Annotated in this window: 7 protein-coding genes and 1 pseudogene; 2 read left to right on the forward strand and 6 right to left on the reverse strand. The window is 69.1% G+C overall.

The window, feature by feature from the left end:
* Positions 1-31: 31 nt before the first annotated feature.
* Complete coding sequence (locus tag AC3EQ1_RS07000) at positions 32-1,720, reverse strand: sigma-70 family RNA polymerase sigma factor (RefSeq protein WP_432093408.1); 1,689 nt, start codon at positions 1,718-1,720, stop codon at positions 32-34.
* A 1,037-nt stretch (positions 1,721-2,757) separates the two neighbouring features.
* On the reverse strand, positions 2,758-4,407 hold the full coding sequence (locus tag AC3EQ1_RS07005; protein ID WP_432093510.1) for an NPCBM/NEW2 domain-containing protein: 1,650 nt from the start codon (positions 4,405-4,407) through the stop codon (positions 2,758-2,760).
* A gap of 1,051 nt (positions 4,408-5,458) precedes the next feature.
* Between AC3EQ1_RS07005 and AC3EQ1_RS07010 the strand changes: the two genes are divergently transcribed.
* Together AC3EQ1_RS07010 and AC3EQ1_RS07015 are read left to right on the forward strand one after the other, a co-directional pair.
* Entirely contained in the window at positions 5,459-6,052 is a 594-nt protein-coding gene (locus tag AC3EQ1_RS07010) for a carbonic anhydrase (protein WP_432093409.1), read from the forward strand.
* A complete protein-coding gene (locus AC3EQ1_RS07015) occupies positions 6,049-7,572 on the forward strand; it encodes a SulP family inorganic anion transporter (RefSeq protein WP_432093410.1) in 1,524 nt (507 codons plus the stop codon). Before AC3EQ1_RS07010 ends, AC3EQ1_RS07015 begins: the two co-directional genes overlap by 4 nt.
* Before the next feature lie 102 nt (positions 7,573-7,674).
* Here AC3EQ1_RS07015 and AC3EQ1_RS07020 read toward each other — a convergent pair whose 3' ends face one another.
* The 4 genes and pseudogenes from AC3EQ1_RS07020 to AC3EQ1_RS07035 all read right to left on the reverse strand — a co-directional run bounded on the left by AC3EQ1_RS07020 (position 7,675) and on the right by AC3EQ1_RS07035 (position 12,604).
* Positions 7,675-7,851, reverse strand: a complete 177-nt coding sequence (locus AC3EQ1_RS07020; protein WP_432093511.1) for an NPCBM/NEW2 domain-containing protein — start codon at positions 7,849-7,851, stop codon at positions 7,675-7,677.
* Positions 7,773-9,680, reverse strand: a pseudogene (locus tag AC3EQ1_RS07025) (glycoside hydrolase family 97 protein); the annotation flags it as partial. The gene AC3EQ1_RS07020 and the pseudogene AC3EQ1_RS07025, both read right to left, overlap by 79 nt.
* Before the next feature lie 883 nt (positions 9,681-10,563).
* Positions 10,564-11,337, reverse strand: coding sequence for a hypothetical protein (locus AC3EQ1_RS07030; protein ID WP_432093411.1), 774 nt, complete (start codon positions 11,335-11,337; stop codon positions 10,564-10,566).
* Positions 11,338-11,926: 589 nt separating this feature from the next.
* Positions 11,927-12,604, reverse strand: a complete 678-nt coding sequence (locus AC3EQ1_RS07035) for a snapalysin family zinc-dependent metalloprotease (protein ID WP_432093412.1) — start codon at positions 12,602-12,604, stop codon at positions 11,927-11,929.
* Between the last annotated feature and the right edge of the window lie 394 nt (positions 12,605-12,998).

Here is a 12,998-nt window from a genome sequence, read left to right on the forward strand (position 1 = left end):
ACACGGACGAGGCTCCCGCGCCCCGCCGGTGTCATCCAGGAATCAGGTCATCGACATCACCGTCATGACGGAAGTGCAGTGAAGGTGACCCGTAATAGTGGTGCAGTGTTCCCATCTCGGGTCCATGGGGTTTGCCTTGGCCGGCCTGCGCCCAGTCGTTCAGGCCCAGGTACATCGTGGCGCTGCCGTCGGTGAACGCGACGGTGCCCTTACTGCGGTTCACTCCCAGCCTCCAGACCTGCCGGCCGTCACCGCCGTCGCACATCTGCTGGTCGACCGGGGCACGGTCCCGCCGGGTGCCGGTGTAGCGCAGACACTTACGGGTCGCCGCGTTGCGCAACAGCACCCGTCGGCCGCCACCGGCGGGGACGACATCCCATGCCTGCGCCGCGCTCCCGTCGCACCCGGCCTCCTGCGGGCGGGCCCCCGCGGTGGGCACGGCGGCCGGGATCTCCATGCATCGTCCTGTGGAGTCGATGCGCAGCCTGGTACGCCCGGCGGGGCCGGGAGGTGGGTTCTCCTTCCCGGCCGGGACCGGTGTGGGTGCTTTTGTTGGTGTGGGAGCGGGTGATGTCACCGGGCCCGACGAAGGGGTCCCGGACGGGTGCCGGGGCGTCGGGGCCGTCCGACGCGGTGAAGGCCGGGAATCGGGCGGCGTCTGCGGCACCGTCCCGCGAGGTCCCGAGGTGGTGGGTGTCCGCACAGCCAGCGGCGGCTCGGCGCCCGGCTCACCGGGCAGCAGCAGGTACCCGCCGGCCGTCACGGCCACCAAGGCCGCCAGGGCACCCGCGCGCCGGGGCAGCGAGAAGAGCGTGGAGTCCGCTGTTCCGCCGGGTCCGGCTCCGGTCGGCACCGCTGAAGAGACCTGCGGAGCCTGCCCCTCCGCGCCGCCTGCAGCACAACCGGCCTCCCGCGTCTCCGGGTAGGCGGTGCCGCCCCAGAGAAGGACGGCGCCCGGCAGCACGGCCCGCAGGCGGCTGTTGAGTTCGACCAGGTCGACGTGGGCTCGGCGGCACTCGTCGCACTGCTCCAGATGGCGCGTCAGATCCTTGCCCGGCCGCCGCTCCGGCCGCCGGACCGTGGTCGCCAACTGCCTGCCGTAGTGCCGGCATTCCTCGCTGCCCTCACCCCGGTGCGCATGGACACTCAGATATGCCTCGCGCAGGCCTTCCCGCGCGCGCTCGACCAAGGACCCCACACCGCTTGCGCTGAGACCCATCATGGCGCCCACGCTGGACGCCGGCTCCCGCTCGACAAGGGTGTGCCAGAGCACGGCCTGCCACCGTTCGGGCAGGGTCCGGAAGCTCCGGACCACCAGATCCTCGTCCTCGCGGCGCAGCACGAACTGTTCACCGTCGTCGACCGGTGCGACGTTCCGGGCGTGGCTCTCGACATCGTCGGTGAGTTCGCCCCGCCGTCTCGTGTCGGCCCAGTCGATGGCGGTGCGCCGCACGACCGTGAGCAGGTAGGGACGCCAGGTTCCTGCGGGACCACCGCCCCGCTGCACGGCATGGATGGTCTGCACGAACGCCTCGGAGGTGAGGTCCTCGGCGGTGTGGGGGTCCCGGCTGCAGGTTCCGGCGAAGGCGCGGACCGGGCTCCGGTGGCGCCGGTAGAGCTCGGCGAGTTCGGCATCCGCGGGCTCACCGCGGCGTATCGGATCCGTCAGTTCCGCATCGGAAAGCACGGTGACGGATGCATGGTTGGGGCGAGTTGCCATGAAGTTCCTGCTTCACGTGGGTACGAACGCGTCCCGGGACCGGATTCGGAACGACTGGCCCGAGGACACTTCGGGGGTGGAGGCAACGACGGCTCGATGCCTTGTTTCGCCGGCCGTTCGCTCACGGGACCGACGGACGGCCGAAGCGCGGGCCGTCACACACCGCAGGGACGACTTCCGCGGTTCCCCTTGCCTACCCAACCTGCGGAACCCCTGCTGGGCACCAGCATGCCGCATGGGCCGGCCGCGGCGGAAACCGGGGCGGGGCGTCGGCGACGCGGGGGTCGGGCGGGTGCAGAGGGCAGGTTCGCGACATTGAGGTAAAGCATTGGCAAAGCGACGGGATGCTGCGGCCTTCCACCAGTCCCCCGCTTCGAGAGCCCCAACGGCCGAAGGAGGATGCCCGACCGAGACCCGTGAAGGAGCACTTCTCCGGTCCCCTTGCCCTGTCCCTGCCGGGGAGTGCTCCATCCATGACGACATGACGGCCTGAACACCGTCTCTGCCCTGGAGTCGGCCCGGGCCCCGCGGGGGCCGGGCCGACTCCGGCTCACCTTGCTCTCCCAACCACCAACCACCAACCACCAAGGAGCCTCACACGTGGCCGATCACCACTCGTCACGCTGCAGATGGACGACGATGCCCGCACGGCCCCTTCCGGTCTCCCGGACCGGCCGACGGCACCCCGGGCACCACCCGATCCTCGCTCGGCGTCGGGGCACAGCACGGCCGTACTGCTCCCGCACCCCCGGTCACCCGGGGCAGGGGCTTCGGTGAACGCAACGACGCCTGACGCGTAGATCGCAGGCTCCGGCTCACCCGACGACGAAATGTCATCGACGGATTCGACCGACGAAGGGTCCTACGGTCGCGGGCGCGATCCCAGGGAGGGGGCTGCCCCGGCCCCGGGGGCAGCTGGAGGGCCGGGGCAGCGGTTCGGAGGTCGGGGCCGGAGTGCCGATGCTTCCTGCTCCGGCGACGACGGGTGGCACCGACGGAACGCACTGGCGCAAGGCGGCTTCGCACGACAGCGCGGGTCATGCGCAGGTGATCCGGGGGGCGGCCCAGTCGGCGTGGTCGGATGTCCTGCCGTCCCCGCCGTCCGTGACCACGAGTCGGAGTACGGAACCTCCGGACAGGTCCGCGGTCAGCCGTTCGGCCGGGTCGTCGGTGGTGAGCAGTCCGCTGTCCGCGACCTTCGTGGAGTCGCGGAGCACCCGGAAGACGGCTGTCCCGCGGGTGGAGCTCTCGTCATCGATGCCGACGTCGACCGTCAGCCTGGAGCACCGTCCCCCGAGGTGGTAGGTGACCTCGCTGGGGGCATGGACACCCAGGCCGCGCGGGTAGGAGGCTCCCTGAATGGTGATGGGGCCGCCGTCGCCCGGAGCCCGCTCGCCGTTGCTGGTGTCGGTCTCGACCGGCCCCCAGCCATTGGTGACGCTCGTGGGGACCAGAGCACTGAGCTCCGACGTACCAGCGGGCGGTGTGCCGAGGCCGCCGTCCCGGGCAACCCGGTACATCACTACGCCGTGGGAGGGAACGGACGCGCTGATCGTGCCCTGCGAGGTACTGCCCTCCTTGCTCCACAGATCGCGCAGGGCGTACGAGGAGGCCTCGGGCAGTCCGATGGCCCTCGCGCTGGTCGTCACAGTGGCGGGTTCCTTCGTCTCGTTGAACAGCACCACCGCCCGGTCGCCGTTGGCGAGCGGTTTCGAGTAGACGGTCCTGCCGCCTTCGGAGGAGACAACGGTTCCCTGCTTGCCGAGGGGGTCCTGGTCGACGGCGATGACGTCCCGGTTGGTGAGGATGTCGAAGGTCTCCGCGGAGGCCTTGCGCAGGTCCGTTCCGATCAGCAGCGGTGCCGCCATCACCGACCACAGGCTGAAGTGACTGCGGTACTCCGTGGCCGTCATGCCGCCGTTGCCGACTTCGAGCATGTCCGGGTCGTTCCAGTGGCCCGGGCCGGCGTATTCGGCGAGGGCCTGATTCTTCTTGGTGATGGAGAGCATGCTCGCCCACTTGTCGGTGATGTCACCTGTGGTGCGCCACAGGTGACCCACATCGGCCGCCCACTCCCAGGGCTTGTTCTCGCCCCACTCGCACACGCTGAACACGATCGGGCGCCCCGTGTCCCGGAGCGCGTCCCGCATCTTGCGGTAGCGAGCCCTGGCGTCGACCCCCTGGTTGTTGCAGTTGTCGTACTTGAGGTAGTCCACACCCCACGAGGCGAAGAGCCGTGCGTCCTGCTGCTCGTGGCCGAGGGCGCCGGGGAATCCGTTCCGGGCGCAGGTCTTGGTTCCGGCGCTGGTGTAGAGGCCGAACTTCAGCCCTCTGGCGTGCACATAGTCGGCCAGTGCCTTGATGCCGTGGGGGAAGCGCACGGGATCGGGCACCAGGTTCCCGTTGCCGTCGCGGGCGCTCTTGGCCCAGCAGTCGTCGATGTTGACGTACTGGTATCCGGCCTCTTTCAGCCCCTTGGAGACGAAGAGGTCCGCGATGCCCTTCACCATCTCCTCATTGAACTCCGAACGGCAGTTGGTGGAGTTCCAGTTGTTGAAGCCCATGGGCGGGGTCAGCGCCAGCCCGTCCTCGACGGCCGCGGCCGGCGGGGCCACGGCGAGCTGGGCCCCCAGACCGGCAAGCCCGGCAGCGCCGAGGGAAGCAAGGAGCGAAAGCGCGGTCCCCATACCCGCCACCCGGGTTCTCACCGTGGACTTCTGCACGAACAGCTCCCATGGCTCGGTCACGCGCGTTCCCCGGCGCGTGAGCAACGGATCGCCTGGGGACCACTGCTGATCGTCGATCGCCCGACTGAAACGATCAATCAGAATCAAACGGGATCCAACAGGCTATCCCACATGAGACTCGGGATTCCGATCTCACGTCAAGCGTTCACGCCCAGAAATCCGCGCCACTCGACAACAAGGCCGGAAATCCATCGTGTTGGATTTTGTTGGAGAGGCTCCGGAGCGACAGACGAGGAGGATCCGGTGCCGACGAGGCAACGCGGCTGCCGTCGGCACCGGACACCTCGCGAGCAGCGCTGAGGAGTTCGGCGGCGGCCTCGCCGGAGCAGCAGATGCACGACCACCGCCGGTGCGGCGGGGCGGGCCCTCAGCCTGCTGACGCGGCCCCCGACAGCTGCTTTCGCGTCATAGTGCAACTGCTGTTGCCCCTGGGGCTGATCGGACTTCCATCCTCGGAGGCGCCTGCCTAAGCTGCGGCTCCGGCAGCATGTACTGGACAGTAAGGGACAGGCATGACTCAACCGGAAAGCCCAGGAGAAGAGCGCAGAGCCCGGGTGCCGCCTCCAGGACCTACAGCTCGACGCACAGCAGGCGGCATACGTCACCACCCACATCCCCTTCCCCCGGGCGAGTTCGTGCCCGCATGCACGGGCCACTGCCCTGCGCACCCGCCCCGCAGGATCGATACGCACGGCGCGGCGCGGCTCGTCGACACGTCCGATCGTCCCGGACCCCGCGCTGCCGGTCCGTTGCTCAGGTAACACTTCGCGCACCTGCTCGGGCGGCACCCGCTGTCGGCTCCCCCAGCGCCACGAACCGGCTGCGAAGCTCCGCAACCGCCCTCTCATCACGTGTCGGCGAGCGCTTCGCGGCAACGACGTCTCCACCGGGAACGCCGGAACACCCGCCACCGCCCAGCGCCCACCACGTCACCTCGCCCTCACCTCATCCCCTGCCGCTCGGCCGTCACCGGCCGCGCTGGAGGAACCTCATGCACACGTTCGTGAAGAACGTCCGAGCCTTCCGCAGACACGTCGCCACCGACCCCGGGTCGTTCACCCGGCTGACGAACGGGCAAGCTCCGCGGGCTCTGTTCATCAGCTGCTCCGACTCCCGCGTCGTGCCGGCCCTCATCACCGGCGCCCGCCCCGGCGAACTCTTCGAGCTTCGCACCGTCGGCGGGATCGTCCCCGGCCACCGACCGGACCGGCCGTCGTGCGAGGCGGCCACGGTCGAGTACGCCGTAGCTGTGCTCCGGGTCCCGGACATCGTGGTCTGTGGTCACTCCCACTGCGCAGCCGTGGGCGCGATGGCCCGCCACGAGGACCTCTCGGCCACGCCCGCCGTCCGTGACTGGCTCGCGCAGACCTCACCGGCCCCGAGCTCCGTCACCCCCACCGTCCCCGACCTCTCCGCGGCGGTCCAGGAACATGTGGTGCGCCAGCTGGGACGTCTGCGCGGCCATCCCTCCGTCAGCCGGCGCATTGCGGCCGGACGGCTACGGCTGCACGGCTGGTTCTACGAGTTGGCCACGGGCTCGGTGCTCGTTCACCGGCCGGAGTCCAAGGTGTTCCTGCCGCTATGAACAGAGCCTTCACCTGCGGCCGGTGCCGCGTACGGTTGCGACAGGGAGCACGGCAGAGCTCGGCGGCCGATCTGCGCGCCGACATCACTGCTTCCGTCGTCGTCTCTCTGGTGGCCCTCCCCCTCTGTGTGGGTGTGGCCGTGGCATCCGGTGTACCTGCCGAACTCGGCCTGGTCACCGGCATCGTGGGAGGACTCGTCACCGGGCTGCTGCCCGGCAGCAGCCTGCAGGTGAGCGGCCCCGCGGCCGGCCTGACGGTCCTCGTCCTCCAGGCCGTCAACGACTACGGGGTCGGCGCACTGGGATTCCTCGTGCTGGCCGCCGGGGTGATCCAGCTGGTGCTGGGTGCCTTGGGACTGGGCCGCTGGTTCCGGGCGATCTCCCTGGCAGTCGTCGAGGGGATGCTCGCGGGCATCGGCCTGATCCTGGTCGTCGGGCAGCTCTACCCCATGGCGGATCAGCGCTCCCCCGGCTCCGTCGTCGCCGGTCTCACGGGTCTGCCCCGCTTGTTCACCGAGACGGCCGGTTCACCCCACGCCCTGACCGCGGCGTGTCTCGGCGCAGGCACCATCGCGGTCATGGCCCTGTGGAAGCATCTGCCGCGCCGTGTTCGTTCGGTCCCCTCGGCACTGGTCGCGGTGGCGCTCTCGGCTGCCTTGGCCACAGCATTCCGGCTGCCTGTCGAGCGGGTGGATGTCCAAGGCCTGGCAGGAGCGATCCGACCGCCGTCCGCCGACGCACTCGGGCGGGTCGCGGAGGTCGGCGCCCTCGGAACCGTGCTGGCCATCGCAGTCATCGCTTCGGCGGAGAGCCTGTTCGGCGCCGCGGCCGTGGACCGGCTGCACACCGGCCCCACCACCGACTACGACAAGGAACTGCTCGCCCAGGGAGTGGGGAACACGGTGTGCGGTGCGTTGGGTGCCCTGCCCATGACGGCGGTCATCGTGCGCAGCTCGGCCAACGTCCAGGCCGGTGCGCGCACCAAGGTGTCGCGGGTACTCCACGGCGTATGGCTCCTGCTGTTCACAGCACTCATCCCGGGGGCTCTCGGTCTGATCCCGCTGGCGTCGCTCGCCGGAGTGCTCGTCTGCTCCGGCTGGCGCCTCGTACCATGGCGGAGGCTCGGCCCCCTGTGGCGCCGGCACCGCGGTGAGGCCTTGGTCCTGGCGGCGACCGCCATCGGCATCGTGACGACCAGCATGTTCGAAGGGGTACTGGCGGGACTGACCCTCGCGGTGTTGAAGACGGCCTGGGAGATGTCGGACATCCGGGTCCGGGTCGACAGCGACAACAGCACGGATACGCTTCATGTGACTCTCTCCGGCAACGCCACGTTCCTGCAGCTCCCCCGCATCCTCGGTGTACTGGACCGGCAGCCGAAGGAGCGAACCGTCGAACTGGACCTGCGGAACCTGCAACACCTCGATCACACCTGTCGCACCACGCTGGACGACTGGCTGTCCCGGCACAACGGCGCAGCGGCGCGTGCGGCAGCGCACAGCAGGCGTTCGGACGAGTGAGAGGCTCTGATGAACGGTGTGCCCGGCCGGAGTTCGGCCGGGCACACCGCCGCTCTCCACAGGGATGTCGTCAGCCCACGGGGTGTTGTCAGCCCACGGGAATCAGCCGAAGGTGACCTTTCCCTTGCCGTTCACCTCGTCGTCGACGCCCACCTGCGCGGAGAAGCGCCGGTAGGCGCCGTCGAGCCGGACGGTGAGCGCGGAGTGACGGCCAGCGTCGACGGCGGCACGCGATGGACCGGCCGGTAGCAGCTGGTGACTCCGGGACGGGCGGGGCAGGCGACTGCGGCGAATCCGCCGTGAGCCGGGACCGGCACCGTCAAAGTGTCCCCGCGGCGGGCCCGGCGAGCCTCCCGGACCAGGCCGTCGGCGCCGTCACGGACGGTCTCGACGAGCCAGCGTCCGGTACCGAGGAACCGGAGCGGCACCCGCTGCTCGTGGCCTCCGCCCGCGGCGATCGAACCCAGGAACCAGCGGTCCCCACTGCGGCGGGCGAAGGTCGCCGCCTCACCCGGCCGGCCGGACACCAGTCCGGTGTCGTCCCAGACCGTCGGTGTCTGTTCCAGGAACCGTTCCGCTTCGGGACGCTTTCGGTAGGCGTCGAGCGATCCCGCGAAGTGCTGGAAGCCGGACTCGTACACCACGGCCAGGGCCAGTTCCCCCGCATCCGACAGGGCGCGGCCGCCACGGTGGAAGGCCATCGGGGTGTAGTCCATCGAGCCCACGACGTTGCGGGTGAAGGGAAGGGTCGTCATGTCGCCGATCGACACGTTGCGGTACTCGGCCCCGCGTACCGCCTCCAGGGTCATCACATGAGGCCACGTCCGTTGCATGCCGTTGGGGACGGTGGAGCCGTGAAACGTGACGAGCAGCTTGTGTGCCGCCGTCGCGGCGAGAACGTCGTCGTACCACCGCTGACGCTCCTGGGCCTCGGACCCGATGAAGTCGATCTTCAGTCCGGACACACCCCACTCGTTCATCCTGGTGAGGGTCGCCTCCCGTTCGGCCGGAGTGTCCAGATCGGTCCATCGCAGCCACGCCAGGACGCCCACCCCGCGCGACGCGGCGTAGTCGACGAGTTCCGGCATCCACGTCTCGGTCGCCCAGCCCTCGTCGACCAGGGTGTAAGGCCATCCGTGGGCTGCGCTGTAGTCGACGAACGTCTGCTGCGTCTCCAGGTTCCGCTGGGCCGGCCGTCCACCTGCCAGCCAGGACCAGGCCACTGTGCCCGGCCGGATCCACGAGGTGTCCTCGACGCGGGAGGGCGGCGCGAGGTCGTCGGTCAGCGTCGACCCGGTGACGCGGGCAAGGCTTCCGATGACCGCGGTACGCCAGGGTGTGGCCGACGGCCCGTCGATCCGCACCTCGGGGTCGGCGAGGGCAACCGTGTACCGCCCGCTTCCGGAGCGGTGGTTCAGTCTGCTGCCGGAGTAGCGGCCGTCGACACCGGACTCCGACAGCAGCACGTAGGAGTTTCCCACCTGGTACAGAGCGGGGTACCCGAACGAGCCGGTAGGTGCCGCCGAAGCGGCGCTCCGGGTGTGGGGCTGCTCGTGGGACGCCTCGTAGCGGGTCAGCCAGGCCGTCGCCCCCTCCGGCAACTGGAACGCCGAGGCCTCGCCACGGACCGCTTCCCGCTTCGCTTCGGGCAGCGCATAACGGTAGGCGACGCCCTCTCCGCTGACCCTGACCACCAGGTCCAGGCGCCGTTCGCGCGCGCCGGTGAAGGACAGCCGTGTCTCGTTCATCAGCGTGTCCCGGTCCCGCCGCTTTCCGGTGAGAGCGGTGTACTTCTCGCGCACTCTGCGATCGGCCCGGCCCTGCGGGTGTAATCCCGACGACAGGTCCGCGCTGTCGGTGACCAGTCCGACAGGAGCGGGTTCGAGCACGGTGGTGCCGCCCCTGAGCACCGTCAGGGACAGCGTGCCGGTGGCGCCGTCCAGCGAGACGGTTGCGGTGAGTCCGTGCGGTGAGGGATGGGGCTGGCTGATGCTCCAGCTGCGGTCCTCGGCGGCATGCGCCGGAAGCGGGATGAGTGCCGGCAGGCCCAGAATGACAGCCAGCGTGGCCGCCAGGCGTGATCTGAAGCCTAGGGGTGATTGTTTCATCAGCATCTTCGCCTCGTCTGAGGGGGTGGGCGAGCCCCGGGCGACGGACGCGCCGCACCCAGGACGCATGAGGGGACGTGACGTGTGCAGCAAACGCACAATTACCTACACGTGGAGCCGAGGTGCTACGCCCTTGAGTATCGCGCCGGTAACGTGCCTGTAAAGACTGGAGGCACAGGATTCTGCAGAGCCGGCGATGAGATCAGCACACCCCAAGCGTGTTCAACTTCGTTTGAAAATGCAGAAATGTGACGCTGACCTCGACCGGGTGGCGGCAGCGATGCGAGGCGGCAGGGCTGGGCTGTGCCCGGGAACGCCGGTCATGTCGTCGACGATCGAGGGACGAGCAAGTTGTGTGCGTTGCGCACGACCTGAGTCGGACCGGTCCGCCGTCCACCCCTCGACGGCACCGCGCACGCCCCTGGACTGCGCTCTGGCTGCGACTGCCGCGGCTGCACACGCCGTGCGGACGGCGTAGACGGTGCGTGGACTCGCCGCCCCCGCCCCACCGGCGAGGGACGGCCGCGTGGATCCGACACGCATCGTCCGTCTTCGCCGCCGGGACCCGCTCACCGTGTCCCGGCGGGGCGCCGCAGCCGTCGGAAACCGAGCGGCCGCCACCCAGGTGGAGCCCCGGGAGCCCGGCTGCCGACTGCCGGGTGCCGCAGGCCTGGTGGGCAACCCCCAGGGTGCGCTCACGCCGAGAGAGCCTCGCGGGCAATGCCCCCGAGGCTCACGCAGCGCACGCATCGGGCGGGCGTGCCTTGCGCATCTGGCGTGCGAGCGTGCGATGCCAGGGTGCCGTGCGGCTCCATCGAGTGGGACAACGGGATGACCAGCAGGACGGGACCGGAACGGTGGCCTGCTGGTCCGGGCCGATGCGTCAGCCTCTGCCGTAACCGGTGTTCATCCCATTGCCGTTCCCGTTGCCGTTGCTGTTGCCGTTGTTCTGCCCGTCTCCGTTTCCGTTGCCGTTCCCGTTGCCGTTGCCGTCGTTCCGGGAACCGGAGCCGCTCTCTCCGTTGCCGTTCTCGTTTCCGTTCGTGTTGCCGTTGTCCCGCCCATCACCGTTGCCGTTGCCGTTGCCGTTCTCATTGCCGTCACCGCTGCCGTTGCCGTCGTCCGGCGCACCCGAGCCACTCGCTCCGTTGCCGTTCTCACTGCCACTGATGGCACCCCTGCCCGGGTCGGCGGAAAGTCCGTTGTTGTCAGCCTGCAGCGTGCAGGTGGCAAGGGACTCCAGGCCTTGCGGGGGCTCGGCCTCCCGTGGGAGCAAGGACGCAACCCGCTGGATGATCGTCAGCCGTTCGTTCCTCAGCGGCGTCAGGAACCGGTCCTCCGCCAAAGCCGGGTCTCGCAGGATGCGCTCCCATTCGTGGGCAGAGAACTCCCGCTGCCGGGTGCCGGGCTCGGCGTCCAGGGCGGCCAGCTCTCGCCGGACCTCCGCCCGCGCCTCCGGGGGAATCCGGGGGATTGCTCGGCCTACGTCCGGGCAGTCGACGCCAGATGTCGAGTGCCGCTCGAAGTTCCCGGCCTGCTTTTCATCGGCGACAACGGCCGTCTGTGCCCCTCCCGCTGAGGCATCGGCACTGACGGCTGCCAGAGCGCCCCCGCCCAAAGTCAGGACCGCCGTGGCGGCGAGCGCTCCGTTGGTCAACGTCGAGCGTCTGCTTGATCTCTTGCGCATGGAACTCCGATCCGCTGAGGGACGTAGCGTGTTGTTCCATACGGGTCGGCTGAAGGTGGTGTTCAGCTCAGCCCGGGGTGGAGAGGGCGCAAGGGTGAAAGGCATAGCCGATCGGCCGCAACGAGGTGCTGGACCGGCTGCATTCAGTAATCCAGAACTTCCTCGCCGTGATGAAACGCATTCCTCTCCCCTCTCACCGGTGGAGATGTCGGCCTCCGGAGGATTCGACGCGTCGCTCCGCTCCGCTGCCGTGGGCAGGGACGACTGGCATCCGCCCCGGGTCGCCCCCGCACCTCGGCCGGCGTCCACGACGACGGGACCGACGGTGTTCCGCTCGGGGCCGCCGACGCCCCCGGCCGCCCCGAGCGGTCCGTCCTGGCCGGGACCATCTGGATGTCGTCCGGGCCAGGACGGGGTCATGAGCTCCGACCCGACTCCGAGCACACCGTGCGGCAGCAGAAGAATCCAGGTTTGCGATGTCCCCCGGGCCACGTCCGGCCCGGGGGACGATGCTGTTCCTGGGTTTCCTGCATGCCCTCGGTCAGGTCAGGTCTAGCTGTCAGCGACGAGCGTCGAAGAGCTCCGACTTGGCCACCGAGTCGAATCCACGCGCCCACAGACGGTTGACAGCGCCGGCTTCCTGCTTGTTGGGCTTCGCGTTGGTGCAGGACGTGCCGGGGCCGCCGCCGGACATGAGCTCACTGCACGGGCCCTCGTAGTGGTCGTCGAGACCGAGCACGTGGCCCGTCTCGTGGGCGGTGACTCGAGTCGAGTCGAACTCCTCGTTCTGCGCGTAGTCGAGGAGGATGCGGCCGTGACCGCGCATGTCCGTGTCGGCGTTGGAGCCACGCGGGTCGTTGCCTTCGACGTACGTGAAGTCGGCGTCCTTGCCGGCCTTGAGCTTGACGTTCTTGACCGACCTGTTCCAGTTCTTCACTGACTTGGCTATCTCGGAGGCGAACTTGGGTGCCTCGCTGGCGTCGTAGGTCAGCGTCACAGTCTTCTGAGCTCCGAAGGACTGCTGCTTGCTCTTGGCCGACTTCAGGACCGCCTCGAGGAAGTCGCGGGTGTTGGCCTGGTCGGCGGCCGATCCCTCGTAGGCCTCGGGCGTCATCGGGGCCTTGGTGGCCGGCTTCGGCGCCGCATCGGGCGTGGCCACAGCCGAAGCGGATGTGACTGCCAGCGAGGCAACGAGACCGAAGCCCAGCACGGTGGAGACAACGATGGTGCGCTTCATGGTGGATCTCTTTCCATCAGGCGTACACCCCCTTCGCCGTCAATCCGCATACGCATTGAGGCAGGGGTGTACGAACGATTCGTCTGAATTGCTTCAGAACCGGCCGAACCGAGGTCGCATTCGCCGGAGGCGGAAGATGCCTCTTCGGTCCAACGGGCTGAACACATCAGAGTGTGCAGGAAATTCTCGTCCTTGGGAGGATGTCAGTTCCCGATAACTCTCGTCACTCACACCGAGCTTGACCTATGGGCTGCCCGGACAGATGCGCACGGTTTTACTGCGGGCCGCCGGCGCTTCGTTTCTCTGCATTCATGAGCGCTCGGCCGAACGTTCCGCACGGGCGATGACACATGCACAGCACCGGGCTTACCGTTCACATCCGGAGATCTCTCGG

This window comes from Streptomyces sp. bgisy100, from assembly GCF_057709105.1.

Coding starts and splice junctions, on each gene's coding strand:
- AC3EQ1_RS07000 (WP_432093408.1), bottom strand. CDS start 1,720: ATGGCAACTCGCCCCAACCATGCATCCGTCACCGTGCTTTCCGATGCG.
- AC3EQ1_RS07005 (WP_432093510.1), bottom strand. CDS start 4,407: ATGGGGACCGCGCTTTCGCTCCTTGCTTCCCTCGGCGCTGCCGGGCTT.
- AC3EQ1_RS07010 (WP_432093409.1), top strand. CDS start 5,459: ATGCACACGTTCGTGAAGAACGTCCGAGCCTTCCGCAGACACGTCGCC.
- AC3EQ1_RS07015 (WP_432093410.1), top strand. CDS start 6,049: ATGAACAGAGCCTTCACCTGCGGCCGGTGCCGCGTACGGTTGCGACAG.
- AC3EQ1_RS07035 (WP_432093412.1), bottom strand. CDS start 12,604: ATGAAGCGCACCATCGTTGTCTCCACCGTGCTGGGCTTCGGTCTCGTT.